This is a genomic window from Streptomyces sp. NPDC059477, from assembly GCF_042749375.1.
In the GTDB taxonomy this organism is placed as follows: domain Bacteria; phylum Actinomycetota; class Actinomycetes; order Streptomycetales; family Streptomycetaceae; genus Streptomyces.
In genome coordinates this window covers 22,613-49,307 of sequence record NZ_JBHYUG010000062.1, presented here as the reverse complement: position 1 = coordinate 49,307, position 26,695 = coordinate 22,613, and the positions used below count along the sequence as shown (strand labels likewise).

Annotated in this window: 20 protein-coding genes; 10 read left to right on the top strand and 10 right to left on the bottom strand. The window is 73.7% G+C overall.

All coding sequences use genetic code 11. The annotated features are described in order from the left end of the window. Positions 1-79: 79 nt before the first annotated feature. The 4 genes from ACFXAZ_RS26975 to ACFXAZ_RS26960 form a co-directional block, all read right to left on the bottom strand. A complete protein-coding gene (locus tag ACFXAZ_RS26975) occupies positions 80-454 on the bottom strand; it encodes an RNA polymerase-binding protein RbpA (protein WP_046709182.1) in 375 nt (124 codons plus the stop codon). Between the two features lie 279 nt (positions 455-733). Continuing rightward, the gene (locus ACFXAZ_RS26970) at positions 734-2,083 is read right to left on the bottom strand and encodes an MFS transporter (protein WP_384596415.1); all 1,350 of its coding nucleotides are present in this window, start codon (positions 2,081-2,083) and stop codon (positions 734-736) included. Positions 2,084-2,132: 49 nt separating this feature from the next. After that, complete coding sequence (locus ACFXAZ_RS26965) at positions 2,133-2,900, bottom strand: glycerophosphodiester phosphodiesterase (RefSeq protein ID WP_384596412.1); 768 nt, start codon at positions 2,898-2,900, stop codon at positions 2,133-2,135. Continuing rightward, positions 2,897-3,493 carry a YitT family protein gene (locus tag ACFXAZ_RS26960; RefSeq protein ID WP_384596424.1) on the bottom strand — a complete coding sequence of 199 codons (597 nt, stop codon included), beginning with the start codon at positions 3,491-3,493 and terminating at the stop codon, positions 2,897-2,899. Before ACFXAZ_RS26960 ends, ACFXAZ_RS26965 begins: the two co-directional genes overlap by 4 nt. Positions 3,494-3,744: 251 nt before the next feature. Between ACFXAZ_RS26960 and ACFXAZ_RS26955 the strand changes: the two genes are divergently transcribed. Continuing rightward, positions 3,745-5,244, top strand: a complete 1,500-nt coding sequence (locus ACFXAZ_RS26955) for a PLP-dependent aminotransferase family protein (protein ID WP_384596409.1) — start codon at positions 3,745-3,747, stop codon at positions 5,242-5,244. Between the two features lie 217 nt (positions 5,245-5,461). Here ACFXAZ_RS26955 and ACFXAZ_RS26950 read toward each other — a convergent pair whose 3' ends face one another. Both ACFXAZ_RS26950 and ACFXAZ_RS26945 read right to left on the bottom strand, forming a co-directional pair. Next, on the bottom strand, positions 5,462-7,012 hold the full coding sequence (locus ACFXAZ_RS26950) for a hypothetical protein (RefSeq protein ID WP_384596406.1): 1,551 nt from the start codon (positions 7,010-7,012) through the stop codon (positions 5,462-5,464). Positions 7,013-7,135: 123 nt separating this feature from the next. Beyond that, a complete protein-coding gene (locus ACFXAZ_RS26945) occupies positions 7,136-7,330 on the bottom strand; it encodes a hypothetical protein (protein ID WP_382693055.1) in 195 nt (64 codons plus the stop codon). A gap of 432 nt (positions 7,331-7,762) precedes the next feature. Here ACFXAZ_RS26945 and ACFXAZ_RS26940 point away from each other — a divergent pair, with 432 nt between their 5' ends. The 5 genes from ACFXAZ_RS26940 to ACFXAZ_RS26920 all read left to right on the top strand — a co-directional run bounded on the left by ACFXAZ_RS26940 (position 7,763) and on the right by ACFXAZ_RS26920 (position 14,121). Next, positions 7,763-8,155 carry an ankyrin repeat domain-containing protein gene (locus ACFXAZ_RS26940; protein ID WP_382693053.1) on the top strand — a complete coding sequence of 131 codons (393 nt, stop codon included), beginning with the start codon at positions 7,763-7,765 and terminating at the stop codon, positions 8,153-8,155. Between the two features lie 324 nt (positions 8,156-8,479). Beyond that, positions 8,480-9,895: a HEAT repeat domain-containing protein gene (locus ACFXAZ_RS26935; protein ID WP_384596403.1), complete on the top strand. Its 1,416-nt coding sequence runs from the start codon at positions 8,480-8,482 to the stop codon at positions 9,893-9,895. A gap of 622 nt (positions 9,896-10,517) precedes the next feature. Continuing rightward, entirely contained in the window at positions 10,518-11,645 is a 1,128-nt protein-coding gene (locus tag ACFXAZ_RS26930) for a glycosyltransferase family 4 protein (RefSeq protein WP_384596400.1), read from the top strand. 176 nt (positions 11,646-11,821) lie between these two features. After that, on the top strand, positions 11,822-13,081 hold the full coding sequence (locus ACFXAZ_RS26925; RefSeq protein WP_384596397.1) for a glycosyltransferase: 1,260 nt from the start codon (positions 11,822-11,824) through the stop codon (positions 13,079-13,081). Between the two features lie 44 nt (positions 13,082-13,125). Further along, entirely contained in the window at positions 13,126-14,121 is a 996-nt protein-coding gene (locus ACFXAZ_RS26920) for an SGNH/GDSL hydrolase family protein (RefSeq protein WP_384596421.1), read from the top strand. A 186-nt stretch (positions 14,122-14,307) separates the two neighbouring features. On the opposite strand, the gene ACFXAZ_RS26915 is transcribed toward ACFXAZ_RS26920, so the two are convergent. Genes ACFXAZ_RS26915 through ACFXAZ_RS26905 form a run of 3 tightly spaced genes read right to left on the bottom strand, consistent with a single transcriptional unit; the run spans position 14,308 to position 16,552 of the window. After that, positions 14,308-15,183: a biotin-dependent carboxyltransferase family protein gene (locus ACFXAZ_RS26915; RefSeq protein WP_384596394.1), complete on the bottom strand. Its 876-nt coding sequence runs from the start codon at positions 15,181-15,183 to the stop codon at positions 14,308-14,310. Next, positions 15,180-15,797, bottom strand: coding sequence for a 5-oxoprolinase subunit PxpB (gene pxpB / locus ACFXAZ_RS26910; protein ID WP_384596391.1), 618 nt, complete (start codon positions 15,795-15,797; stop codon positions 15,180-15,182). The genes ACFXAZ_RS26915 and pxpB overlap by 4 nt, the downstream gene beginning before the upstream one ends. Beyond that, entirely contained in the window at positions 15,794-16,552 is a 759-nt protein-coding gene (locus ACFXAZ_RS26905) for a LamB/YcsF family protein (RefSeq protein ID WP_384596388.1), read from the bottom strand. The genes pxpB and ACFXAZ_RS26905 overlap by 4 nt, the downstream gene beginning before the upstream one ends. Positions 16,553-16,788: 236 nt before the next feature. Between ACFXAZ_RS26905 and ACFXAZ_RS26900 the strand changes: the two genes are divergently transcribed. The 4 genes from ACFXAZ_RS26900 to ACFXAZ_RS26885 all read left to right on the top strand — a co-directional run bounded on the left by ACFXAZ_RS26900 (position 16,789) and on the right by ACFXAZ_RS26885 (position 25,373). After that, positions 16,789-17,484 carry a GntR family transcriptional regulator gene (locus ACFXAZ_RS26900; protein WP_384596385.1) on the top strand — a complete coding sequence of 232 codons (696 nt, stop codon included), beginning with the start codon at positions 16,789-16,791 and terminating at the stop codon, positions 17,482-17,484. Positions 17,485-17,837: 353 nt separating this feature from the next. Beyond that, on the top strand, positions 17,838-19,364 hold the full coding sequence (locus tag ACFXAZ_RS26895; RefSeq protein WP_384596382.1) for a hypothetical protein: 1,527 nt from the start codon (positions 17,838-17,840) through the stop codon (positions 19,362-19,364). Positions 19,365-19,476: 112 nt separating this feature from the next. Next, positions 19,477-20,358 carry a hypothetical protein gene (locus ACFXAZ_RS26890; RefSeq protein ID WP_384596378.1) on the top strand — a complete coding sequence of 294 codons (882 nt, stop codon included), beginning with the start codon at positions 19,477-19,479 and terminating at the stop codon, positions 20,356-20,358. A gap of 188 nt (positions 20,359-20,546) precedes the next feature. Beyond that, on the top strand, positions 20,547-25,373 hold the full coding sequence (locus ACFXAZ_RS26885; protein ID WP_384596375.1) for a hypothetical protein: 4,827 nt from the start codon (positions 20,547-20,549) through the stop codon (positions 25,371-25,373). On the opposite strand, the gene solA is transcribed toward ACFXAZ_RS26885, so the two are convergent. Next, positions 25,370-26,593 carry an N-methyl-L-tryptophan oxidase gene (solA, locus tag ACFXAZ_RS26880; protein WP_384596372.1) on the bottom strand — a complete coding sequence of 408 codons (1,224 nt, stop codon included), beginning with the start codon at positions 26,591-26,593 and terminating at the stop codon, positions 25,370-25,372. The genes ACFXAZ_RS26885 and solA overlap by 4 nt on opposite strands. Between the last annotated feature and the right edge of the window lie 102 nt (positions 26,594-26,695).

Below are 26,695 nucleotides of genomic sequence, written 5' to 3'. Positions count from 1 at the left end.
GAGATGTGTATAAGAGACAGTCATTACACGTACGGCGCCCGCGGTCATATGCGTGCTCGGTGTTCCCCCGCCTACTGCGTTAGGCGGACTTCCGGCTGTCCCGGGGGTGAACCGCGATGTTCATCGCCCCCGAGCGCAGAACGGCCAGCCGCTCCTCAAGGACCTCTTCGAGTTCCTCGCGGGTGCGCCGCTCCATCAGCATGTCCCAGTGTGTACGCGCGGGCTTGGCCTTCTTCTCCTCAGGGCCGTCGCCGTCCACCAGGAGTGCCTGCACACCGCAGACCTTGCACTCCCACTCCGGCGGGATCTCCGCCTCGACCGAGAAGGGCATCTCGAAGCGGTGCCCCTTCTCGCATGCGTACTCCACGGCCTGGCGCGGAGCCAGGTCGATACCGCGGTCCGTCTCGTAGCTGGTCACCACAAGGCGCGTGCCGCGAAGAGCTCGCTCACTCATGAATCGTGCCTCCCGGGCTTGTCGCCCACAGGACAGGTGTCGCTGTCGTCGTCATCCGGTCAACGTCCGGTCGGCGGTAAAGATTCCCGTTCCGAGTCCCGTTCCGGGGTCGTGCGTCGCCGTCGTAGCCGCAGTCTTGCTGACCCATCTCGTACCCACCGGCGCCCGGTTTGTCACATGTGCCAGGAGATGTCACCCAGCGTTTTAGCATCTTTGACGCGCAGTAACGGTACGCCTGGCAGGCCAAACGCGTACACTACAGCCCTTTCGCCCTGAGTGCTAAATCCGTTCGGGAACCGGATTGCCGGCGTCCGCGATGGCCCGCCGCACCGGCACCCGCGCGAGCAGCACGAAACCCAGGACGAAGAAGGCCACCAGCGAGATGATCGCATCCCGGTAGCTCCCGGTCACCTGATATGTCAGACCGAACAGCAGCGGCCCCAGCCAGCTCATCCCGCGGTCGCTCAGCTCGTACGCCGAGAAGTACTCGGCCTCCTTCCCGGGCGGCACCAGATGCGAGAACAGGGAGCGGGACAGTGCCTGGCTGCCGCCGAGGACCAGTCCGATCGCGGCGGCGAGTGCGAAGAACCACCCCGGCTGCCCGGCCGGGAGGAAGTAGCCCGCGGCGAGCGTGACGGTCCAGGCGACCAGTGAACCCAGGATCGTGCGCTTGGCGCCGTAGCGGTTGGCCAGCCGGCCCAGGCCCAGCGCGCCCGCCACCGCCAGCACCTGCACCAGCAGCACCGCCACGATCAGCGTGGACTGGCCGAGCCCCAGTTCCTGTGAGCCGTAGACCGAGGCCTGGGTGATCACCGTCTGGATGCCGTCGTTGTAGACGAGATAGGCGAGCAGGAAGGCGAGGGTCAGCGGATGCCGGCGCATGTGGCGCACGGTGGCCGCGAGCTGCCGCAGTGCGCCGGACGCCGGTGCCTCGCCCGCCGGGCGCGCACGGTCCCGCAGCCGCCGCAGCGGCACGATCGCGAACGCCCCCCACCACAGCCCCGCCGAGGCCAGGCAGATCCGCACCGCCGCGGACTCCGTGAGACCGAAGTCGGCGTGGCGCAGATACAGCACCAGATTCGCGACCAGCATCAGCGCCCCGGAGGCGTAGCCGAGCGCCCAGCCGCGCGAGGAGACGGCGTCGCGCTCCTCGGGTGCGGCGATCTGCGGCAGATAGGAGTTGTAGAGCATCATCGCCACCGACTGCGCCGCGTTGGCGACGATCAGCAGCAGCCCGCCCAGCAGATAGCGGTCCCCGCCGAGGAAGAACATCGCCGTCGTGGCGCCCGCGCCGATGTACGCCGCCACGCCCAGCAGCCGCTTCTTGCGCCCCGTGCGGTCGGCGAGCGAGCCCGCCAGCGGCATCAGCAGCACCGCCACGATCACCGACAGGGACACCGAGTAGGCGAAGAACGAGCCCGCGCGCACCGGGACGCCCAGCGGATGCACGAACCCGTCGGCGTCGGCGGCCCGCTCCGCGACCGACGTCAGATACGGCCCCAGGAACACGGTGAGCACAGTGGTCGAGTAGACCGAGCACGCCCAGTCGTACACGTACCAGCCGTGTTGCTCGCGCCGCCGCTCGGCGGCCTCGCCCGCCGGCCGGTCCCGCGCGGTGTCGGCTCCCACCCGTGCCCTCGCCTTCCCCGTGGTCCCCTGGAACGCCGCGCGCGGGCCGTCAGACCCAGACGCCCCGGTCCTCCATGACCTTGCGCAGCGTGTCGATGTGATCGGTCATGATGCCATCGACGCCCAGGTCCAGAAGCCTGTTCATCCGCTCCGGATCGTTGATCGTCCACACGTGTACCTGCAACCCGCGCGCGTGGGCGGTCCTCACGAAGCGGTGGTCCACCACCGGGATGCCCGACTGCGTCTCCGGGACCTGCGCGGCGACGGCCGAGGAGCGCAGCGCGGCGGGCACGCCCCAGGAGCGCAGCCGCAGATTCAGCACGCCCCGGGTGCCGTACGAGGTGGCCAGGCGCGGGCCCGCGAGGCGCTGGGCGCGCAGCACCCGGGCCTCGGAGAAGGAACCGACGCAGACCCGGTCCCAGCAGCCGGTGCGCTCCATCAGGTCCAGCAGCGGATGCAGGGCAGGCTCGGCCTTGAGGTCGACGTTCCAGCGCACGCCGGGGAACGTCTCCAGCAGCTCCTCGAACAGCGGCACCGGCTCCTTGCCCGCCACGCGCGCGCGGCGCACGTCGTCCCAGGGCAGGTCCGCGATCCGGCCCGCGCCGTCGGTCACCCGGTCCAGCGTGGCGTCGTGGAAGGCGACCAGCTTGCCGTCGCGGGTGAGATGGACATCGGTCTCGATGTACCGGTAACCGGCCTCCACCGCGCGCCGGAACTGCGCCACGGTGTTCTCCAGCCCGTCCGCCGACCCGCCGCGATGGGCGAAGGGGATGGGGCCGGGGTGGTCGAGGTAGGGGTGACGGATCGGCGTGCTCACTGTCGCAGTATCGCCCGCGCGGGTGACCCTTCGGCAACGACCGTGCTGCCTGCCGATGCCCGTGGGACGGCGAACACCCGCAGGAACAGCTGGGCGAGCGGTCCGATCGACACCGCGTACAGGAGGGTGCCGACGCCGATGGTCCCCCCGAGGGCGAAGCCGGTGACGACCACGGCGATCTCGACGGCCGTCCGCATCAGCCGGATCGAGCGCCCGGTGCGCCGGTTCAGCCCGGTCATCAGCCCGTCGCGCGGCCCCGGCCCGAACCGGGCGGCGATGTACAGCCCGGTGGCGGCCCCGTTGAGCACGATCCCGGCCAGCATCAGCGGCACGCGTATCGCGAGCCCGTCGGCGCTGGGCACCAGGGCGAGCGTGGCGTCCATGGCGATGCCGACGACGAAGACGTTGGAGACGGTGCCGAGTCCCGGCCGCTGGCGCAGCGGGATCCAGAGCAGCAGGACCAGTGCCCCGACGATGATCGACACGACCCCGATGGTCAGGCCGGTCAGCTCGGCGAGTCCCTGGTGGAGCACGTTCCAGGGTTCGAGCCCGAGGCCCGCCTCCACGAGCAGCGCGGAGCTGGCGCCGTACAGCGCGAGTCCCGAGTAGAGCTGGGTGAGGCGGCGGGGGAGCCGGCGGGGCTCCGGCGGCTCGGGCGCCTGGGACTGCCCGGTCGCCGGGGTCGGCCCGGGTGACTGGGTCGGCCCGGGCGGCTCCGGCGGCTCGGGCGGCGGTGTGGACAAGACTGGCTCCCGGTGTGGTGATCGTGGCTTGCTTCATGACACTCTGTGGCTTGGGAGAAAACGCCATCCATGGCCAATTCTAGGAAGGTGGACTGGTCATCATGCCGCAGTGGACCTCCGCGGTGGGGGCGGCCCAGCTCGCCCGGCTGCTTCAGTCGCAGCAGGACCGCCCCGCGGGCCCCGGCAGCCGCCGCCCGCCCGCCTACCGCGCGCTCGCCGACGGCATCCGGCTGCTGGTGCTGGAGGGCCGGGTGCCGGTGGCCGCGCGGCTGCCCGCCGAACGCGAGCTGGCGGTGGCGCTGTCGGTGAGCCGTACGACGGTGGCGGCGGCGTACGAGGCGCTGCGCGCGGAGGGCTTCCTGGAGTCCCGGCGCGGCGCCGGGAGCTGGACCGCCGTACCCGCGGGTAACCCCCTTCCCGCGCGCGGGCTGGAGCCGCTGCCCCCCGAGGCGCTGGGTTCGGTGATCGACCTGGGCTGCGCGGCGCTGCCCGCGCCGGAGCCCTGGCTGACCCGGGCGGTGCAGGGCGCCCTGGAGGACCTCCCGCCCTACGCCCACACGCACGGCGACTATCCGGCCGGGCTGCCCGCGCTGCGCGCGATGATCGCCGAGCGGTACACCGCGCGGGGCATCCCGACGATGCCCGAGCAGATCATGGTGACGACCGGTGCGATGGGGGCCATCGACGCCATCTGCCATCTCTTCGGCGGACGGGGCGAGCGGATCGCCGTGGAGTCACCGTCGTACGCGAACATCCTTCAGCTGATGCGGGAGGCCGGGGCGCGGCTGGTGCCGGTGGCGATGGCCGAGGGGCTCGCCGGGTGGGACATGGACCGCTGGCGGCAGGTGCTGCGGGAGGCGGCGCCCCGGCTCGCGTACGTCGTGGCCGACTTCCACAATCCGACCGGCGCGCTGGCCGACGACGACCAGCGGCGGCGGCTGGTGGAGGCGGCGCGCTCCGCGGGGACGGTGCTGGTGGCCGACGAGACGATGAGCGAGCTGTGGCTGGACGAGGACGTCGTGATGCCGCGTCCGGTGTGCGGTTTCGATCCGGCGGGGTCGACGGTCATCACGGTCGGCTCGGCCAGCAAGGCGTTCTGGGCGGGGATGCGGATCGGGTGGGTGCGGGCGGCACCGGACGTGATCCGCAGCCTGGTCGCCGCGCGGGCGTACGCGGATCTGGGCACGCCCGTGGTGGAGCAACTGGCGGTGAACTGGCTGTTCAGCACCGGCGGCTGGGAGCGGGCGGTGGAGATCCGCCGGGAGCAGGCCCGGGAGAACCGGGACGCGCTGGTGACGGCCGTGCGCAGGGAACTGCCCGAGTGGAGCTTCGAGGTGCCCAGGGGCGGCCTGACCCTGTGGGTGCGGGCGGGCGGCCTGTCCGGATCGAGGCTCGGCGAGGTGGGGGAGCGGGTGGGGGTACGGGTCCCGTCCGGCCCCCGCTTCGGCGTCGACGGTGCCTTCGAGGGCTATGTACGACTGCCGTTCACGGTGAACGGCGCGGTGGCCGAGGAAGCGGCCACCCGCTTGGCAGCGGCGGCCCGCCTGGTGGAAAACGGAGGCTTGGCCAGCAACGAGGCACCTCGGACGTTCGTGGCGTAGGGCGCGACTCCTGACGGCGGCCCGTGGTGGCGGCGGGCGGTGTCGTAGGTGAGGGCCGTGGCTTGTGACGCGGGTGACTGTCGTGGCGGTGGCTGGTGTCGTGGGTGATTGCCGTGGCGGTGGCTGGTGACGCGGGTGACTGTCGTGCCGGCGAAGGGGCGCGGGGAACTGCGCGATCAACCCCCACCGGCCCGCACTCGCGCGACGACCGGCACCCCTACGGCGTCTCCGCGCCCACCGTTTCCGGCGGAGCCACCGGCGTGGTCCGTGGCGGCAGCAGCACCTGGACCGCCTCCCGGTACACGTCCGGCGTCGCCTCGTCGTACGGGTCCGGCGTCGCCGGTACCTGGAGGCGCAGAACCGGCCCCGTGCCGAGGCGGGCGTAACCCCGGCCCGGGGGGACCTCGGCGAGCGGCGTGGTGTGGGGCGGCGCCCCCAGGATCACCTCCAGGTCATCGACCCTGGCCGGGCCCAGGACGACACGCGCGCGCGTGTGCTGCCGTACCGCCTCGCTCAGGGCGTCCACGCTGTCGGCGTGTTCCGCCACCACCACGGTGACGTTCGCCGCGCGGCCGTGCCGCAGGGGGATCTGGAGGAGGGACTGGGGATCCTTGTCGCCGTCCGCCGCGGCCAGATGGCCGAGCATCGATGGACGGTCCAGCAGGATCCACAGGGGGCGCTTGGTGTCCTCGGGGGGCGGGTGCCCCGCCTGGCGTGCGCGGTTGAGCGCGATCAGGCGCCGCTCCGTCTCGTGCGCCGCCCACTCCAGGCCGGCCAGCGCCCCCGCGAGCGCGCACTCGACGGTCAGTACGCCGTCGCGCCCCGTCAGACAGGCGTACTCGCCGGTGCTGCCCCCCTCGACGATGAGGACGTCGCCGTACTGGAGGGCCTGGAGGGCGATCGAGCGCAGGAGGGTGGAGGTGCCGCTGCCCGGGTGGCCGATGGCCAGCAGGTGCGGCTCCGTCGAGCGGATGCCCGTACGCCAGACGACCGGAGGGACGTCGCGCCGCTTCGCCCCGTGGGTGAGGGGGAGCGTGCGCTGGACGTCGGCGGGGTCGGTGAAGCCGAGGACCGTCTCGCCCGGCGCGGTGACGAACCGCTGGGCGGCGATGTCGGTGGGCAGCGGGGCGAGGACGGTGACCGTGAGCCGGTTGCCCTCCTCGTCCCACCCGAAGTGATACTCACGGCCCCGGCCCGATTTCGCCGTGAGGAGCTGTTCGATGCGGGCGCGGGCGGCCGGTTCGCCGTCCGTGAAGTAGGCCGGGTAGTGGACCACCAGGCGGGTGATCCGGCCCGCGTCGTCGAAGTCGTGATCGGTCAGCGCCTGTTCCCAGTCGCCGCCGTGGGCGTACAGCGGCGCCGGGTCCTCGGCGACCGAGAAGTACGGGACCAGGGCCTCGTACAGCGACTGGAGGCGCTGGATCTGGGTGGCGTCAGGGCCGTCGGGCGCGGCGTCCTTCGGTTCGCGTCCCTGCCAGGCCGCCGCCGCCATCAGGGTGATGAGGGCGAGCAGCGGGCCGTAGGGGACGAGCGCCACCGCCAGGACCAGGGAGGCCACCATGAACAGCAGTGGCCCGCGCTTGTCCTTGGGGGTGGCGGCCCATTTGCGCCGCCCGGCTGCCGCCAGCCGGCGCATTCCGCGGGTGAGGGTGATCAGCGGATGGAGGACATCGGTGGCACTGTCGGCCGCCGTCCGGGCCAGCTCCCGGCTCCGGGCCAGTTGCGCGCTGCCGTTGCTCAGAATCATGGGGAGGGGGCGCCGCGCCACTGCTGTCTCCTGAAGTACGAACGGAAGTGGGGGAGAGTTCCAGGTGGTGGGTTGTGTGCGGGGGTGGAATCGGGATCGGGATCGGGATCGGGATGGAGATCGGGAGCGGGGTCGGGGGCGGGGTCAGAACTTGATGCCGCCCAGGAGGCCCGCCAGGCTCTCGCCGCCCGCCTTGATGCTGGGCGCGATGGCCGTGCTGGCGAGGTAGAAGCCGAACAGGGCCGCGATCAGCGCGTGGGACGCCTTCAGTCCGTCCTTGCGGAAGAAGATGAACACGACGATGCCGAGCAGGACGACGCCCGAGATGGAGAAGATCATGAGGACTCCTGGTGTCGAGGGGACAGTCACCGTGAGTACTTCCAGGCTCACAGCATGTATCCATACGACAAAAGGTGCAACTGAGTGAAATGTCACCGATTTCACCCATCCGGCCAGGCTCGTCTACCCCGTTGAGCTGCACTGTTGCGTCGTCGCGGGGATCGGCGATCGTGGCCCGTGATCCTGGCGGTCATGTACCTGCACAGCCAGTACGCTGGCGATTCACCCGTACGGCGGCACCGCTCGCCGCCGTACGCTTGGTCACGGGACGCCCCGGCCGCCCACCCAGCGGCCGACCCGGGCGTCCGGTCGTACCCGAGCAGTTCCCCGTAGTTCCCCGTAGTGCCCCGTAGTTCTCTCGGCCGTAGTGGTTTCAGTGGTCGTAGTCGTTCCCGTAGTCCCCCACGCTCGCAGTGAGAGGCGGTCCCGCCGATGAGTGAAGCCCCCGACCCCGAGGTCGTGGAGCTGGCCACCAAGATCTTCGACCTGGCCCGGCAGGGCGGGACGGAGGCGCTGGTGACGTATGTGGACGCCGGAGTTCCGGTCAACCTCACCAATGACCGCGGCGACTCCCTCGTGATGCTCGCCGCCTATCACGGCCATGCCGGCACGGTCCGCGCCCTGCTCGCCCGGGGCGGCGAGGCCGACCGGGTGAACGACCGGGGCCAGACCCCGCTCGCCGGGGCCGTCTTCAAAGGCGAGGAAGAGGTCATCCGGGCGCTGCTGGAAGCCGGGGCCGACCCGTCCGCCGGGACTCCCTCGGCCGTGGACACGGCCCGCATGTTCGGCCGGGCCGAGCTGCTGGAGCTGTTCGGCGCACGCTGATCACGCACACCTGACCAGGGAGAACAGGCTCCTTGGCCGGGCAGGACACGGAAAACGGGGGAGGCGGTACCTGGCCGCCGGAAATATCGGTCGCGGCAGCGCAAAGCGCCGGGTCATCATGACGTCGTGATTCACGGACGCGATGGCTGGGCAGGTGTTGCCGCACCGCGCGGGCCGTGACGCGGCCCGCTCGGGCCACCAACGAGAGGCAGAGGAAAATGGCTTACAGCAAGCAGGAAACGGCGGGCGCCCCGACGTGTTGTCACGCGGCCAGGTAGTGCCAGACCCCCGGTTGCGTCGACGCTTGATGTGAGGCTGTTTCCCATGTTCGATCCGGTCATAGCGCCCAGTGGGACGCTGCTCGGCCTGCTCCAGCGGGGCCGCGGCGACGGCACACTGCACGCGCTCACCGCACCGCGCCCCGAGGCGCTCGCGGCACTCAACCACTGCGTGCTGCACGACCCCCGCCACGACTGGCAGGTGGAGAACCGCTCCCTGTACTACGCCCGGCTCTATCTCGACCTGGGCGGAGACCTCGACGCCGTCGAGGCCCATCTCTTCGACCCCGAGGACACCCTCGACACCGAGGAGTGCCGCACCGGCCTCGCCCTCGCCGTCCTCGGCCACCTCGCCTCCTACGGCCGCCGCGACGCGCTCGACCTGCTGCGCCGGTACGCCGCCGGGGGCGCCAGCTGGGCCTGGGCCCTGGACGAACTCGCCCTGCGCGACGACGACGCCGGGCTGCGCGCCCTCGCCCAGCCCGTGCTCGCCCGGTTCCCCGCGGGCCCGGAGGGCGACGCCGCGCTCGCCACCGCCGTACGCGACGCCTTCGAGCCGCGGCCGTGGCGGCTGTGGGCCGAGGACCCGCGCGAAGCCATCGGCGCGCGCGTGCGGGCCGCCCAGGAGACCGGCTGCTTCGACCGTTGGCAGCGGCAGATGCGGCCGTCCGGGCCGCGCCCCGGCTGGAGCGTGCGGGCCGTCTTCGAATGGGCTCAGCAGGGCATGGAGCGCGGGGCCGCGCTCCATGTGCCCGCCGCCCGCTGCCTGGCCGCCGTCGCCGGACCCGAGGACCGGCCGGAGATCGTGCGCGCCGCCCGGGACGGCGACGACGGCGCCCGCTGCACGGCCCTGCGCTACCTCGCCGACAGCGATGACGCCGAGGCCCTCGAACTGATCGAGGGCGCGGTGATCACCGGCACGGCCGCCGCCGTGGAGGCCGCCGTCGACGCGTTCGAACGCATGCGCAGTGTGGCCGCCGTCGACCGGGCCCGCGGCTGGGCCCGGCGGCCCGATCCGCTCGGCGCCGCCGCCGGCCGGATGCTGGCCTGCCGGGGCGGCACCCGCGACCGTGACCTCGTGCTCGGCGCGCTGCGCGAGGCCGTGCGCGGCGAAGGCCCCGACGCCCCCACCCTGTGGACCCTGGTGGACGGCGCCGGACGGCTGGGAATCGTCTGCGCGGCGCCGGTTTTGCGCCATGTCTACCGAGAGACCGCCTCGTCCCATCTCCGCGGCCGGGCCGCCCGCGCCCTCGCCGCCACCGACCCGTCCTTCGCCGCCGGATTCGCCGTCGAGTGCCTGTGGGACTGCGAGGAGACCACCCGCGAGGTCGCCGCCCGGCACGCCGAGACCGGCGACAACCGCGTCGTGGACCGACTGCGCCGACTCGCCGCCGACCCCGCCGAGGAGGCCGAGGTCCAGACGGCGGTACGCAGCCGGATCGGGACCGAGGGCACGCCGTGAGCGGGCTCCGCGGCCCGGTGTGAGCGGGCTCCGCGGCAGGCCGTGATCGGCTGCGGGGGCAGGGCTTGGTCCGCGTTTGCGGTACCTCTCCGGCGGCCTCTGCGGCACGTCTTGGTCGACCTGTGCGGCACGCGTGGTCGGCCTCCACGGGCCGCCGTGTTCGGCGGTGGCCCAATGCCCTGACCGGCCGCTGTACGAGGTTGTGACCGGTCCGGAGGGCATGCTGAGGGCGGCTCGGATTGCTTGCTTCGACCCGGACTGGAGGCTGTGCCGTGACCGACTCGGACGGCTCCCGTGACCGGCCCGGAGGGCATGTCGTGACCAGTCCTGGGGCGTACGGTGAGCGGCCCCGGCCCACGCCAGGAGCGGCCCGGCGGGCACGGTGACCGGTCGCCCCCCGTACCCGCTGGGACGGTCGGCACGGCCACCGTCCCATGAGTGGCTTACGTACGGTTCCGGCGCCGGCTCGCGCCCGCCGGGTGAATGCCCGGTGACCGACGGACCAGGCGCACATGGCCACCGTCTGGCCCGCTCGGGTGCGCAGCGCAACGCTCATGGGACGTTCCCCGGCCGGAAAGATCCACGTTGACGCGACCACGTCCGGCACGGCGACAACACCCGTATGCGTGTCGTCATCGTGACCGAATCCTTTCCCCCCGATGTGAACGGCGTGGCCCATTGCGCGCTACAGACCGCCCGACACCTCGTCGATCGTGGTCACGCTCCCCTCGTCGTCGCTCCGGCCACCGCCGCCGGAGCGGGGCCCGACGCTGACGCGCCGTGCCCGGTCGTCCGCGTCCCGTCCCTTCCGCTCCCGGGCTATCCCCAGGTCCGCGTCGCCCTCCCCAGCCGACGCGTCACCGCCGCGATCACCGCACACCGCGCGGACATCGTCCACCTGGCCAGCCCCTTCGTCCTCGGCGTGCGCGGCATGTCCGCCGCCGCCCGCCTCGGCCTGCCCGCCGTCGCCGTCTACCAGACCGACCTGGCCGGCTACGCCCGCACCTACGTCCACGCGGGCGAGTCCGCCGCGTGGCGCCGCATCCGCTCCGTGCACACCGCCGCCGACCGCACCCTGGCGCCCTCCAGCGCCGCCCAGCACGACCTGGAGACGCACGGCGTGCCGCGCGTACGGCTGTGGGCGCGCGGCGTCGACACCGTCCGCTTCCGCCCCGACCTGCGGGACGAGCGGCTGCGCCGCGAGCTCGCCCCGAACGGCGAACTGATCGTCGGATACGTCGGCCGGCTCGCCCCGGAGAAGCAGGTCGAGCTGCTGTCCGGGGTGGGCGCCCTGCCCGGCGTACGCCTGGTGATCGTCGGTGACGGGCCCAGCGCGCCGCAGCTGGCCCAGGCGCTGCCGGGCGCCGTCTTCCTCGGCCGCCGTACCGGCGACGACCTCGCCCGGATCTTCGCCTCGTTCGACGTCTTCGCCCACACCGGCCCCTTCGAGACCTTCTGCCAGACCGTGCAGGAGGCCATGGCCAGCGGGGTCCCGGTGGTCGCGCCCGCCGCGGGGGGTCCGCTCGACCTGGTCGAGCACGACCGTACCGGCTTCCTGGTGCCGCCGCGCGACGCCGACGCCGTACGCGACGCCGTGCGGGTGCTGGCCGCCGACCCGGCGCTGCGCGCCGCCTTCGGCACCGCCGCGCGGGCCACCGTCGAGGGCCGCACCTGGGCGGCCATCGGCGACCAGCTCATCGGCCACTACGAGGAAGTCCTCGCCGCGCGGAAGGCGGTACTGGCGGCATGATCGGCGAGTCCTACGGCAGCGGCGACGAGAGGCGCGACAGCGGGGCCCGGGACGGGGTCCGTGATGAGGAGCGCGAGGGTGGGGCCGGGTCTTTGAGTGATGGGGCGGGGTCTCTTGGCGTGGGGGCCTTCGGCGGGCCCGTGGGCGTGTGTGTGGGCGGGTCGGGAGGTGCCTCCATGGGCGTTCACGGAGGCGCCTCCATGGACGTGTCCGTGCGTGGGTCCGGCGAGGCGTCTGCCGGCGTGTCCGTCGGCGCACCCGGTGGAGCGGGCGGGGAGTCCCTCAGGATCGTGCGGCTGGCGAACTTCGTCGCCCCCGCCTCCGGCGGACTGCGCACCGCCCTGCGCGAACTCGGCCGGGGCTTCAAGGCGGCCGGGCACGAGCCGGTGCTCATCGTGCCCGGCGACCGGCACTCCGACCGGGAGACCGAACAGGGCAGGGTGATCACCCTGCCCGGCCCGGTGCTGCCCGGCACCGGCGGCTACCGGGTCCTGGTCGACAAACGGCGGGTCGCCCGCCTCCTGGCGGACCTCGGACCGGACCGCCTGGAGGTGTCCGACCGTACGACCCTGCGCTGGACCGGCAAATGGGCCCGACGCGCGCGCGTGCCCGCCGTGATGGTCTCCCACGAGACCGCCGACGGCGTGTTGCGCACGTGGGGCCTGCCCGAGGATCTGTCCCGGCGCACCGCCGACGCGCTCAACGTCCGCACCGCCCACACGTACGCGCGGGTCGTGTGCACGACCGAGTTCGCCGAGCGCGAGTTCGTCCGGATCGGCGCCCGCAATGTCGTACGCGCGCCCCTCGGCGTCGATCTCATGGAGCGCCACCCCGCCCTGCGCGCGCCCGCCCTGCGCACCCGCTACGCGCGCGAGGACGAGATTCTGCTGGCGATGTGCTCCCGCCTGTCGGTCGAGAAGCGGCCCGGCACGGCCCTGGACGCCCTGGAGGCGCTGCGGCGGCGCGGTGTGCGGGCCGTGCTCGTGGTGGCCGGGGACGGTCCGCTGCGCGCCCGGCTCGAACAGCGGGCCGCCGAACGGTCCCTGCCGGTCACCTTCCTCGGGCACCTCTCCGACCGCCCGCTGCTCGGCGCACTCCAGGCCACCGCCGATGTGTGCCTGGCGCCGGGGCCCGCCGAGACCTTCGGGCTGGCCGCGCTGGAGGCCCTGGCCTGCGGGACGCCGGTCGCGGTCAGCGCCTCCTCCGCGCTGCCCGAGGTGGTCGGCTCGGCCGGGGTCGCCGCCGTCGACACGGGCGAGGCGTTCGCCGACGCCGTCGAACTGCTCCTGGAGCGCTGCGAGGCGGAGCGGCGCGAGGCGGCACGCGCGCGTGCCGAGTGTTTCGGCTGGGGCACGGCCGTGGAGGCGTTCCTCGCCGCCCACGACGCCGCCGTACGCGCACCGCGCGGGTCCTGTCTGCCGGGAGGCGTGGCATGAGACCCGTCCATTTCGTCGCGCTCGGCGATTCACTGACGGAGGGGGTGGGGGACCCGGTCGGGGATCGTTTTGGGGGTTGTGTCAAGGCTTGCGCGGGTTGCGGGGCTTGTGGGGAGGATCGCGTCGGGGATCCCGCCGGGCGGTCCACGGGGCGTTCGGCTGCGCTTTCCGCGGGATGTTCCCTTGAGCGCGCCGACGGGCGTTCCCCTGGGCATCCCGGCGGCAATGGGTGGCGCGGGTGGGCCGCGCTGCTCGCCGGGGGACTCGTGGATCGGCCCGCCGGGTTCACCAATCTCGCCGCCAGCGGGGCGCAGACCCGGGACGTCCTGGAGACCCAGCTTCCCGCCGCCCTCGCCCTGAAGCCGGACGTGGCGGCCGTCGTCATAGGCGTCAACGACACCCTGCGCGCCACCTTCGACATCCGGGCCGTCGCGGCGCGGCTGGACCAGGTGTACGCCGCGGTCACCGAACGCGGCACCACCTTGCTCACCGTGTGCCTGCCCGACCCGGGCACCATGCTCGGACTGCCGGGCGCGCTCGCCGACCCGCTCGCCCGGCGCCAGCGCGCGGTGAACACCGTCGTCCACGCGCTGTCCGAGCGGTACGGGGCGGTGCATCTGCACGCCGCCGAGGGCGCCTGGACCACCGACCGCGCCATGTGGAGCGCCGACCGGCTGCATCCCAGCGAGCGGGGGCACCGGCAGCTCGCGCTGCGGTCGCACGCGCTGCTGACGGCGGCGGGCGTGCGGACCGGCCCGGCGCCTTCCGCCGAGCCGGAGTTCCCGGTGCCCACGCGGTCGGCCAGCGTGTGGTGGCTGGCCACGGCCGGGACCGCGTGGGTGGTGCGGCGGTGCCGGGATCTGCTGCCGCAGTTGCTGCGGCTCGCCGTGGACGAGCTGCGGCACCGGGCCCGGGGGACCAGTGCGCGGCTGGATCTGCGGGCGGCTCAGGCGTGCTCGGCGGCGTTGGCCGCTCTGCCGGTTTCGCCGGTGGCTTCTCTGCCGTTGGCTGCGGAGTCGCCGGAGGCGGAGGCTGCTTGAGGGGGGCGGGGGGCCGGGTGCGGAGGCCGCTTAAGGGGGCGGCGGGTCGGGTGCGGAGGCTGCTTGAGGGAGGCGATGGGCCGCGTGCGGGTCGGGGGTGGCTGGTCGCGCAGTTCCCCGCGCCCCTGAGGGTGTTGTCGTGCGGTCGGACAGAAGGTCCCCGCGCTATTGACGTTTCCCGGCCTCCTAAGGACGTCGGCGTGTCGTCAGGGTGAAGTGGATCGGGGTTCCTGGGCGGGCCTGGGCCGTCGCCGGGAGGTCTGCGCCGGCGACCACCGCGATCACGGGGTAGCCGCCCGTGGTCGGGTGGTCGGCGAGGAAGATCACCGGGCGGCCGTCCGGGGGGACCTGGACCGCTCCCAGGACCAGGCCCTCGCTGGGGAGTTCGCCGGGGATCGCACGCTCCAGGGCGGGGCCCTCCGTGCGCAGCCCTATGCGGTTGCTCGCGGGGGACACGCGGTACGCGCGCGTGGTGAGGGTGCGCAGGGCCTCGGGGGTGAACCAGTCGTGGCGGGGGCCGAGGGTGAGGCGCAGGACCAGTTCGGCGGGGGGCCGTGGCTGGGGGGCCACGTCCACGCGCGCGTGCGGGGCGGTCACCCTTCCCAGGGGGAGGACCGTGCCGTCCGTCAGGGGCGGCGGGCCGAGGCCGGAGAGCAGGTCCGTGGAGCGGCTGCCGAGGACCGGTTCCACGGCGATGCCGCCGGAGACACCGACGTAACCGCGGACCCCGGCGACGGCCGGGCCGACCTCCAGGAGCGCCCCGGCGGGGACCCGTACGGGCGCTCCCCAGGCCGCCGGACGGCCGTCCACCGATACGGGGCAGGGGGCACCGGCGACCGCGACGGTGAGCGGGCGACGCGGGCGCAGGGCACAGCCGTTGAGCGTGGTCTCCAGGACCGCCGCCTCGGCGGGGTTGCCGACCAGGCGGTTGACCAGGGCCGCCGCCGGCGGGTCGAGGGCGCCCGAGTGCGGCACGCCCAGGTGCGCGTGTCCCGGACGGCCCAGGTCCTGCACGGTGGTGAGCGCCCCGGCCCGTACGACGGAGAGCGCGCGGTCCGTCATGGGGCACCCACCGGAACGAACCGCACGCGCGTGCCCGGCGACAACAGGGCGGCAGGCACGCGCGCGTGGTCCCACAGCACGGCATCGGTCGTCCCGATGAGCTGCCAGCCGCCCGGCGAGGAACGCGGGTACACGCCCGTGTACGGCCCCGCCAGACCCACCGACCCGGCCGGGACGGCCGTACGGGGCGTGTCCCGGCGCGGCGTGCCACAGCGCGTCGGCAGCCCGGTCAGATAGCCGAAGCCGGGGGCGAATCCGCAGAAGGCGACGCGGAACTCGGTCGCCGCGTGGATACGGGCCACCTCGCGCGCGGTGACGCCCCAGTGCGCGGCGACGTCGGCGAGGTCGGGGCCGTCGTAGCGCACGGGGAGTTCGACGGTCACCCGCGGGCGTGGGGGAGTCGGCGGCAGGGCGGTGCCGCTCAGCTCGGCGGCCAGACGGGACGGGTCGGCGAGGCCGTCCAGGAGGACCGTCCGCGCGGCGGGCACGATCTCGCGCACCGCCAGAGCGCCCTCCGCGCGGCGGCGCACCAACTCGGCGTGGAGCGACTGCGCCTCCTCGTCCGAGCCGACCTCGACGAGCAGCGCGTCCGCGCCGACCGGGAGCACCCTCATACGAACGCCTCCACCCGCACCCCGGACTCCTCCAGGCGTCGCCTCACCCGCCGGGCCAGGTCCACCGCGCCGGGCGTGTCGCCGTGCAGGCACAGCGAGCGGGCGCGCACGCCGATCGGTGTGCCGGTGAGCGCGACGACCGTCCCCGTGCGGGCCACGCCCAGCGAGCGCTCCACCACGGCCTCCGGGTCGGTGATCACCGCGCCCTCCTGCCCGCGCGGGACGAGCGTGCCCCGCTCGGTGTACGCGCGGTCGGCGAACGCCTCCGTGACGGCCGGCAGCCCCGCCTTCGCGGCCAGCTCCAGGAGGCGCGAGCCGGGCAGCCCCAGGACGGGCAGCGCGGGGTCGGCGAGGAGCACGCCGTCCACCACGGCTGCGGCCTGCCCCTCGTCGTGCACCACGCGGTTGTAGAGCGCGCCGTGCGGCTTGACGTACGCCACGCGGGCGCCCGCGGCCCGCGCGAACACCTCCAGGGCGCCGATCTGGTAGGCCACTTCGGCAGCCAGCTCGTCAGGCGGCACGTCCATCGCGCGCCGCCCGAACCCGGCGAGGTCCCGGTAGGAGACCTGGGCGCCGATCGTCACCCCGCGCGCGGCGGCCTGCTCGCACACCCGGCGCATGGTCACCGCGTCCCCGGCGTGGAAGCCACAGGCCACGTTGGCGCTGGTGACGACGGACAGCAGTTGCTCGTCCTCGGTCAGCCGCCAGCGGCCGAAGCCCTCGCCGAGGTCGGCGTTGAGATCTATCGCGGTCATGGCGTGCTCGTGTGGGTCGGCGTCATGCGGGTTTGTATCTCCTTGTCGGGCGTGGTGGTGCGGGTTGGTCCGGGCTGGTGGAGCGCGTCGGTCCGGTCAGCCCGCGATGCCTCCGGCGGCACCGTGGTGAAAGCCATACAAGTCCGGCGAGGCACGCAGCCAACGATAAAGAATCGTTGAACGATCCTTCAATACCCACGTTGTTTCGTTCTGGTATCTGCGATTGAATTCCGGGCATGGCAGAGCAGCTGACGGGACTGGCCGACGACCGCGCGCTCCTCGGGCGCACCAGCACGGCGGAACGGGTCTCGGACATCCTCAGAAGCCGCATCGCCGAAGGCTTCTTCCCGCCCGGCACGCGGCTGTCCGAGGACGGCATCGGCGGCGCGCTCGGTGTCTCCCGCAACACCCTGCGCGAGGCGTTCCGCCTGCTCACGCATGAACGCCTGCTGATCCACGAGCTGAACCGGGGCGTCTTCGTGCGGGTCCTGACGGTCGAGGACGTCGAGGACATCTACCGCACCCGCGGGCTCGTCGAGTGCGCCGTCGTGCGCGGCCTCGGGGAGCCGCCGTACGACGTGACCGGGCTCGCCGAGGCGGTCGCCGAGGGGCAGCGGGCCTCGCGCGCGAGTGCCTGGAAAGAGCTGGGCACGGCCAACATCCACTTCCACCGCGAACTGGTCGCCCTCGCGGGCAGCGAACGCACGGACGAGCTGATGCGCAGCGTCTTCGCCGAACTGCGCCTGGCGTTCCACGTGGTGGACGACCCTCGCGCGCTGCACGAGCCGTACCTGGCCAGGAACGAAGAGATCCTGCGCACCCTGGAGGCCGGCGAGCGAGCGAAGGCGGAACGCCTCCTCGCCGCCTACCTGAAGGACTCCCTGACCCGAGTGGTCAAGGTCTACGAACGCAGGGTCACGGGCACGCCTTGAGCGCCACAGGCACACCCTGACGGTCACGGCAGCGCCGGAAACCACACGAGAGACCCGCCCTCACCCCCCAGGGACGGGGAACTGTGCGAGAAACCCGCCACCCCAACCCCGCAGGGGCGCGGGGAACTGCGCGAGCAACCCACGACAACCCGCACCCGGCCCGCAACGGGACCCCCCTTTTCGGCACCTCCCGACGCAGAGTCACAGACACCCCCCAGGGGCGCGGGGAACTGCGCGAGCACCCCCCACCACCCGCACCCGACAACCAACCCACCCCCTCTCCCCACCCCCGTCACCCCGCCACCCCCAGCGGAGCGCACCCGTTGTCAGACCCAGCACCTAATCTGTGCATCGTGACTTCACCCGCATCACCGGACACCGCTCCGCCCCAGCTCAGCGCGGGCCCGCGCCCCGCCGTCGGCCCCGCGGCCGACGAGGGCCTGGCCCGCCGCCTGCGCGCCCTCGCCTGCACCGCCCCCCTGCACGACCTGGACGCGCGCAAGGCCAACCTCGCGGGTGAGTACTCGGTGTACGGCATGGCGGAGGTCGCCCTCGCCGCCATCGACCTAGTCACGCTCACCATGGACTTCGACACCGGCGCCGACCACGACCAGGTGGTGGCCCGGCTGATCCCCCGCATCGCCGCCCAGGCCCCCCGCCGCCCGGTCGCCGAGCACGAGCGGGTGGCCCGCTGGGTGCTGGAGAACCTGATCAACGTCGGCAGCGTGGACCGCGGATTCCGCGCGGTGTACGGCACCTTCGCCCCGGACGGCACCTATGTCCGCCGGGACTACGACTTCAAGCTGATCGAGGAGGTGCCGGGCCCCGGCGGCAGCGTCTACCTCCGTACGACCGACGAGGCGGTCAACGTCCTGGTCGGCGCCCTCGACACGGACGTCACCAGCGCCCAGATCGCCGCCGAGGTCAAACTGGAGGTCCTGATCAACCGGGGCCGCCTCGCGGACGCCCAGCTCGCCGCCGAACAGGCCCGCTACCGGACCGTGCAGTACTCCGAGTCCCTGCGCCGCGCCCTGGACGCCACCCGGCGCAACGTCCGCGCGGTGGACTGGCTCTCCGCCGTCCCCGACATGATCGCCGAGGCCCTCGACCACGTGGCCGACCGCTACCGCCACGAGAACGCGATCCTCACCAACATCCGCCGCGCCCGCGACGAGTCCGAGGACCCCGAGCAAAAACGCCGCGCGGCCGAGTTGGTCGACATCGTCAAGGACTGCATCCGCCGCCACACCCAGCTCCAGTCCCGGTTGCTGGAGGCGGGCCCGCTGTTCCGCGCGGAGCAGGACCGGCAGGCGTTCGCCCCGTCGGCCTCGGCCGCGGGAATGGACCTGTACGGCCAGCTCGTCGCCCCGGTGCTGCCGCTGCCCCTGGAGAGCGCGGTACGGGTCACGGACGCGTTCTTCCGGCGCGGCACCGGCCTGCGCACGCCCGTGTCCGTGCGGGTGGCCGACCTCGTCGACCTGTTGTTCACCCCGCCCGTCGAGCGCGAGCACCTGGGCGCCGAGATGCCCGAGCCGGACCTCATCGCCACGCCGGACGACAGCCGGTTCAGCGAGGAGCAACTGGTGGCGGCGACCGCCCTGCTGGATCTCCCGGCCGACGCGCCGCGCAGACTTTCCGGGCTGCTGGCCGAGGCCCGGCGCGTCGACCCCGATCTGCCCTACTTGGTCGCTTTGATGGCGGTCCACGCGGCCAGCCCGGCCGTGGGCACCGCCTACCGGCAGGGCGAGGAGAAGCTGCTGTTCGCCGTGGACGACGGAACCGAGCTGGACGACCAGGAGTTCGGGGGCGCGGACCTCATCGTGGGGACCGCGCTGCTGGACGCGGCCGGAATGGCCGCCGACCGGACGGAGGCCGCGTGATGGCCCCGCCGGTGAGCGGGCGCCGGTCGTGGGTGGCTGATCGCGCCGTTCCCCTTGCCCCCGAGGGCGTTGCGCCGCCCTTTGCCCGCCAGAAGCCGAAGGAGTCCCGACCGTGAGCGAGTACGCCGACCGGAGCGAGCCGGAGACCGGCGGTGTGGCGCAGTCTCCCGCGCCCGTCACGCCCGCCGACGCCGCCGACGCGGCGCGGCTCGTGGCGTTCGGGCTCCAGCCCAAGGTGCAGCCCGCGCGCGACCAGGAGTACGCGGAGCTGCTGCGGCGCTACCGAGACGACCCGCCCTTCGCCCGGCTCGCCGACGCGGTGGCCACCGGCCTGGGACTGGTCGTGCTGGAGGTGTCCCCGCGCGCGGGCATGGCGGTGACGGCCGCCGAGGACTCGCTCTTCGCGGTCCGCATGGGCGACTACGCGCGCCGCACGTCCGCCGACTCCGGCGACCGCTTCCTGCACGGTCTGGCCCATCTCGCCGTCGCCGCACTGGCGTTCCCGCGCCCCGAGGACCTCGCCGACGACGGTTACATCGGCCGGGTCTCCGTCAACGGCGTCGACGCGTTCGTCCGCCAGGCATGCCGCAGGCTGGAGGAGCGGGCCGGGGAGCAGGGCGAGAACACCGACCCGGAGACGGACGCGCCGGGCCTGGAGGCCGCCTGGCGGATCTGGGCGAGACGCAGCGCCACCGGCGCCACCAAGGACGCCCGTCGGCTCGCCGGTTCCACCACCGGCATCATCGGCAAGGCCGTCTCCTTCCTCACCGACTCCGGCTTCCTCCAGCGCACCGGCGACGACCACGGCGGTACGTACCGGACCACCGCCCGCTACCAATTGCAGGTCCGCGACCTGGCCGGCAGCGCGGCGATGGCCGAACTGCTCGACCTGGGCGTGGTCCCGGTGACCGACGGCACCGCGACCCTGCTGCCCGGGGAGGACGGCGACGACCTGGAGCTGGTGGCCGACGCAGGACTGCCGTTCCACTCCTGAACCCCGAGCCGACTCCTGAACCCTGCGCCCACTTCTCAACCCCGCGCCCCTTCCGCAACCTCGCCCACTCGTGAACCCGCATCCACCCCTCGATCCGCGACCAACCCTCAACCCAGCACTGAACACCCCCTGATCCAGCTGATCCAGACGTCAGTCCTCGAACTGACGAAGACTTACGAGAGTCCGCCATGTACGAGCTGTCCCGGGTCCGCCTCTACTCCATCGGGCCGGCCGGTGCGCGTTACGCCGACACCGTGCTGGACCTGCGCGGAGTGGGTGCCGTCGTGCCCGACCCCGCGCCCACACAGGCGGAGTTCTTCGAGGAGGAGCCGGTCGGCCCACCGCGCCGCCCCGCCCCCGCCGGGGTGCTCTTCCTGGAGAACGGCGGCGGCAAGTCCGTCCTGCTGAAGCTGATCTTCTCCGTGATGCTGCCGGGCCACCGCAACACCCTCGGCGGCGCCAGCTCCGGCGTGCTGCGCAAGTTCCTGCTCGCCGACGACTGCGGACACGTGGCGCTGGAGTGGCAGCACGTACTCACCGGCGAATGCGTGGTCGTCGGCAAGGTCAGCGAGTGGCGCGGCCGGCAGGTCTCCAACGACCCGCGCAAGTTCGCCGAGGCGTGGTACTCCTTCCGGCCCGGACCCGGGCTCACCCTGGACAATCTGCCGGTCGCCGAGGCCACCGCCGTGCGCCCGCCCGTCGACGGCGCCTCGGGCGCACAGGGCCGCCGCCGCACCATGAAGGGCTTCCGCGACGCGTTCACCGAGGCCGGGAAGGCGTACCCACATCTGGAGGCGCACTGGGAGGAGATCCACGAGCGCTGGACCGAGCACCTCGGCGACCTCGGCCTGGACCCCGAACTCTTCCGCTACCAGCGGGAGATGAACGCCGACGAGGGCGAGGCCGCCGGCCTCTTCGCCGTGAAGAAGGACTCCGACTTCACCGATCTGCTGCTGCGCGCGGTCACCGACACCCGCGACACCGACGGGCTCGCCGACTTGGTCAGCGGCTTCGGCAACAAACTGGGCCGCCGCGCGGAACTGATGGCCGAACGGGACTTCACCGCCGGTTCCGCCGACCTGCTCGGACGGATCGTCGAGGCCGCCCACGGCCGTTCCCGCGCGCGGGACGTCCACACCGGGGCCGAGCGCCGCACCCGTACGCTCGCCCGGCGCCTGTCCGCGCGCGGCGGCCGGGAGCGGGCCAGGGCCGCCGATCTCGCCCAGCGGGTCACGGCCGCCGCCCACGCCGTCACCCACGCCGAGAGCGCCCGTGAGCGCAGCGCCCTGATCACCGCCGAACTCGCCTACCGGCACGCCTCCCTGGCGCTCGCCGCCGCCGAGAAGTCCGCCGCCGCGCAGAAACGCGAGCTGGCCGACGCGCGCACCCTGCACTCCGCCTGGCAGGCCGCCGAGGCCGTACTGCGCCACCGGGCCGCCGCCGACCGCGTCGCGCGCGTCGCCGCCGCCATCCAGGAGGCCGAGCGCGACGCCGCCCCCGCCCTCGCCGCCCGCACCCGGGCCGCCGTGGATCTCGTACGCGCCCTGCACGCGGCGGCGGAGCGGGCCGAGACGCTCGCCAACGAGGAGGAGGAGCGGTCCGCCGCCCTCCAGGAGGCCGGGGAGGCCGCCCACCGGGACTCCACCGCCGCGGCGACGGACGCCCAGCGTGCCCGCAGCGAGGTCGGTCATCTACGGCAGCGGCTCACCGAGGTCGAGCAGGAGACCGCCGAGGCCGTCCGCGCGGGCTGGCTCGACGACAGCGCCCCCGACGCCGACCCGGCCCGCGCGGCGCTCGCCGCCAGTGACGCCGAGAAGTCGGCGGTCGCCGCCTGGGACATCGCGCGCGAGGCATCCCGCCGGGCGAGCGAGCACGCGCGCGAGACGGCGTCCGCCGAATCCCGCGCCGAACTGACCGCCGCCCGCGCGGCGGACGCGGCGACGGCGGCGGAACGGTCGTACGAGGCCGAGCGGCGCCTCGCCGAGTCGCTGGCGGCGGAGGAGCGGCTGGCCGAGCTGCTGAGCCTGCCCGGATCCGGGACACCTGCCGGGCCGGGATCCGGCACCGGAAGCGCGGGAGCGGGCTCGGGTTCCGGCTCTGGTGGTGTACCGGGGCCGCGCACGGGGGCGGAGAACCGTAGCGGCGCGAGCCGCGGCGACACGGCGACGGGCATGGCAGGCCGCGCCCCGGGCACGAAGGCAGGCACCACCGGCACCGCCACGGGCACCAGCCCCGCTGCCAAGGGCACCGGCTCCGCCCCCCTGACCGGCACCCCCACCCGCCCCCTCACCGAAGGCGCCCTCACCCCCGAGGAACTCGACCGCTTCGCCGACGAACTGCGCACCCTCCTGGACGCCGCCGTCTCCTCCGCCGAGCGGCACCTGTTCGAACTGCGGACCGCCGCCGCCGACGACTCCCGGATCCTCGGCGCGCTCGGCGACGGCGGACTCCTGCCGCCCGGCCCCGACGTGCTGGCCACCGTCGAGTACCTGGGCGAACACGGCATCCCCGCGCTGCCCGGCTGGCGCTATCTCGCACAGGCCGTCGACCCCGCCGACCACGCGCGCGTGCTGGCCGCCCGGCCCGAGCTGGTGGACGGCGTCATCATCACCGACCCGGCGTCCCACGCACGCGCCCGCGAGACGCTCGCCGAGGCCGCGCTGCTGCCCCGTTCCACGGTCGCCGTCGGCACGGCCGCCGCCCTGCTCGCCCCGACCCCGCCCCCGCACACCGACGGGGACGACGCCGTCTTCCTCGTCCCGCCCAACCCCGCCATGCACGACGAGCACGCCGCCGACGAGGAGCGGCAGACGCTCCGCGCGCGTGCCACCGCGCGGGACGAGGAGATCCGGGCCCTCGCCGCACGGCTCGGCAAGGACCGCGAGCTGGCCGCACGCCTGGCGTCCTGGCGCACCGGCTGCCCCGCCGGACGGCTGACGGAACTGGCGCGGGCCGCCGTGGACACGCGGGCGTTCGCCGAGGAGACCGAGGCCGAACTGGCCGAGGCCCGTACCGCGCGGGCGGAGGCCGAGGAGTCCGCCGCCGAGGCCGCCCAGGTCCGCGAGGAGCGCCAGGAGACCGCCCAGAAGGCGCGCCGCGCCGCCGATGCCCTGGCCGGGCTCGCCTTCCGGCTGCGCGAACGGGCCGGCTGGCAGGTCAAGCTCCGCGAACTCGCCGACGAGGCCACCGAGTCCGAGGCCCGCGCCCAGAGCTGTCTGGAACGCGCGCGGGCCGCCGACGAGGACCGCCGCGCCGCCCAGCGCGCCGCCGACGACACCCGCCGCACCGCCCGCACTCTGCGCGCCGAGCGCTCGGAGATCGCGGGCGCCCCCGACGACGTACCCGACGACGACACCGACCCACCCGAGACGGCGCTGCCCGCGCTCCGGGAGGCGTACCGGGCCGCGTCACAGGTGTACGAGAAGGTCGGGGTCGGCGCCGACCTGCGGGCCGAGCAGGCCCGCGCGGAGGGCGACGAGAGCGCGGCACGCAGCGACCTGGACCGGCTCAGCAACAAGGTGCGCACGCGCGCGGAGCAGCTCCTGAAGTCGCCCGACGGCTCCGACGGACCGTCCCGGCAGGCCGCCGTGGCACGGGCGGACGAGCTGGTGCAGCTCCTGGAGACCCGCGTGTCCAGCGCGAGCGAGCAGCTCGGACGGCTGCGCGGCGAGGCCGAGCGGCACGCCCCCGAGGACGGCGAGGCACACACCGACCTGCCCGGGGAACTGCTCCCGCGCGACGCCGAGCACGCCCAGGCGCTGCTGCGCACCGCCAGTGCCGAACTCGCCGCGCGCACCGGGGCGCTGACCGAGTCCCGTGCCGCGCACGCCGACCTGCTGGACACCCACCGGGCCGCCGAGGACGGGGCGGGCGGCTTCGACGAGACGGCCGCCCTGCTGCGCGACCTGCTGCGCGAGCCCGTCGGCGACGAGGAGCGGGAGGAGCCCGAACCCTACCCCGGCGGCCTGGAGGAGGCCCGGCACTCCGCGACCGAGGCCCGCCGCTCGCTGCGCGGCTGCGCCGCCGATCTGTCGGCCGCCGAGACCGCCGTGCGCGAGGCGAGCGACATCCTCGTACGACACGCCAACTCCACGCGCTACGAGCAGGTGCGCACTCCAGCGCGACAGCAGATCCGGGAGCTGCCCGCCGCCGCGCTGCCGGAGCACGCGCAGAAGTGGGCGGACGCGTTCGCGCCCCGGCTGCGGGTGCTCACCGATGAACTCGCACAGCTGGAGCGCAACCGCGACTCGATCGTGGACCGGCTGCGCGGGCTGGTCGAGTCCGCCCTGGCGACCCTGCGTTCGGCCCAGCGGCTGTCCCGGCTGCCGGAGGGGCTGGGGGAGTGGTCCGGACAGGAGTTCCTGCGGATCCGCTTCGAGGAGCCGGACCAGGCGACCCTCACCGAGCGCCTCGGCGAGGTCATCGACGAGGCGACCCGCGCGGCGGTGAAGAAGAACTCCGACCTGCGCAGGGACGGCATGTCCCTGCTGCTGAGAGGGGTCGCCGCCGCCCTGCGGCCCAAGGGCATCGCCGTCGAGATCCTCAAACCGGACGCCGTGCTGCGCGCCGAGCGGGTGCCCGTGGGACAGATGGGGGACGTCTTCTCCGGCGGCCAGCTCCTCACCGCCGCCATCGCGCTGTACTGCACCATGGCCGCGCTGCGCAGCAACGACCGGGGCCGCGACAAGCACCGCCACGCCGGGACGCTGTTCCTGGACAATCCGATCGGCCGCGCCAACGCGACCTATCTGCTGGAGCTTCAGCGCGCGGTGTCCGACGCACTGGGCGTACAACTGCTCTACACGACAGGGCTCTTCGACACCACCGCGCTGGCAGAGTTCCCCCTGGTCATCCGGCTGCGCAATGACGCCGACCTCAGAGCGGGACTCAAGTACATCAGCGTGGAGGAGCACCTGAGGCCGGGCCTGCCGCAGCCGCCGGAGGCGGGAGACACGGTCCACAGCGAGATCACGGCAACGAGAATGTACAAACGCCCGGCGGCGGCAACCCTCTAAGAGGTGCGAGGAACCGCGTGGAAACGCGCGGGGTCGAAGAGATCGATCGGATGTTCGGTGGTGCCGTCGAGCGCGAGATCGGCGAGGATCTCGCCGACCACCGGCACGAACTTGAAGCCATGCCCGGAGAACCCGCAGGCCACGGTGACCGACTCCGGGTGCGCGGGGTGCTGGGCGATCACGAAGTGCTCGTCGGGAGTGGTGGAGTACATGCAGGTGGCCGCCTTGAGGAAGGTGCCGGGGAGATCCGGGATCCGGTCGGCCATATGGTCGGCCATGGCCCGGATCTCGGCCTCGTGGACGGTCCGGTCGATGGTCTCCGGGGTGGTCTCCGGGCCCGTCTCAGGTGTGGTGACACCGCCCTTGCGGAAGAAGGCGACCTTGGCGCCCAGGCCGGGCCCGTCGATCGCCGGGAAGCCGTAGGCCTGGGCGCCGGCCGGGTCCTCCCAGATGTAGATCGGGTGCCGCTCGGGCAGGAAGGGCCCGATGCCGTGCCGGGGCTGGAACCAGTACATGACCTGCCGCTCCACGGTGATCGGCACCCCGAGGTCGGCGAGCAGCCGAGGCGCCCACGCACCGGGGCAGATCACCAGTCGGCCCGCGGTGTAGGTGTTCTCGGCGGTGTGCACCCGCACGCCGTCCCGGTACGGCTCCCAGCGCGTCACCGGTTCCTCGAAGTGCAGGTCGGCGCCCTGCCGGGTGGCGAGCTGGAGATGGGCGGCGACGGTGCTCTCGGGTCGCAGCAGCCCGGCCCGGCGCTCGAACAGCGCCACCTCGTCGTCCCGCGGCGTGAGCGTCGGGAACCGGCGGCGGATCTCCTTCGCGTCCAGCATCTCGTGCGGCAGCCCCCACTCCCGCGCCGACCGCAACGACCCGGCGACGGTACGGCACTCCGGGCGCCCGATCATCACACCCCCACCGAGGATCGCTATTTCCCGCCCGGTCGCCCGCGCCAACTCCTCGTACAGCTCGTACGCGCGCAGCAGCAGCGGCACATACGCCGGGTCCTCGAAGTACGACTGCCGGGTGATGCGCGAACCGCCATGACTGGAGCCTCGCCGGTGCACCGGCCCGAACTTCTCCAGCCCGAGCACCCGGACGCCCCGTGCCGAGAGGTGATGCGCGGCGGCACTGCCCATACCGCCGAGCCCGATGACGATGACGTCATAGGTGGGGGAGCGGCGGCCGGACGTGGGGGACTGGGCGTGTGTGCGGATCACGAGGTCTCCTTACCTGGTCACGGAGGTGCATCGCCCGCCGCTCGGACCGGCCGGCGGTGAATGCGCGTGATCCCAGGATCGAACAGCGGTTCCCGGCGACGG

What these genes read in the sequence shown, in the direction of transcription:
- ACFXAZ_RS26945 (WP_382693055.1), bottom strand. Translation starts at nt 7,330, where the DNA reads ATGATCTTCTCCATCTCGGGCGTCGTCCTGCTCGGCATCGTCGTGTTC.
- ACFXAZ_RS26900 (WP_384596385.1), top strand. Translation starts at nt 16,789, where the DNA reads ATGGCAGAGCAGCTGACGGGACTGGCCGACGACCGCGCGCTCCTCGGG.
- ACFXAZ_RS26905 (WP_384596388.1), bottom strand. Translation starts at nt 16,552, where the DNA reads ATGACCGCGATAGATCTCAACGCCGACCTCGGCGAGGGCTTCGGCCGC.
- ACFXAZ_RS26885 (WP_384596375.1), top strand. Translation starts at nt 20,547, where the DNA reads ATGTACGAGCTGTCCCGGGTCCGCCTCTACTCCATCGGGCCGGCCGGT.
- ACFXAZ_RS26940 (WP_382693053.1), top strand. Translation starts at nt 7,763, where the DNA reads ATGAGTGAAGCCCCCGACCCCGAGGTCGTGGAGCTGGCCACCAAGATC.
- ACFXAZ_RS26955 (WP_384596409.1), top strand. Translation starts at nt 3,745, where the DNA reads ATGCCGCAGTGGACCTCCGCGGTGGGGGCGGCCCAGCTCGCCCGGCTG.
- ACFXAZ_RS26935 (WP_384596403.1), top strand. Translation starts at nt 8,480, where the DNA reads ATGTTCGATCCGGTCATAGCGCCCAGTGGGACGCTGCTCGGCCTGCTC.
- pxpB (WP_384596391.1), bottom strand. Translation starts at nt 15,797, where the DNA reads ATGAGGGTGCTCCCGGTCGGCGCGGACGCGCTGCTCGTCGAGGTCGGC.
- ACFXAZ_RS26975 (WP_046709182.1), bottom strand. Translation starts at nt 454, where the DNA reads ATGAGTGAGCGAGCTCTTCGCGGCACGCGCCTTGTGGTGACCAGCTAC.
- ACFXAZ_RS26915 (WP_384596394.1), bottom strand. Translation starts at nt 15,183, where the DNA reads ATGACGGACCGCGCGCTCTCCGTCGTACGGGCCGGGGCGCTCACCACC.
- ACFXAZ_RS26930 (WP_384596400.1), top strand. Translation starts at nt 10,518, where the DNA reads ATGCGTGTCGTCATCGTGACCGAATCCTTTCCCCCCGATGTGAACGGC.
- ACFXAZ_RS26925 (WP_384596397.1), top strand. Translation starts at nt 11,822, where the DNA reads ATGGGCGTTCACGGAGGCGCCTCCATGGACGTGTCCGTGCGTGGGTCC.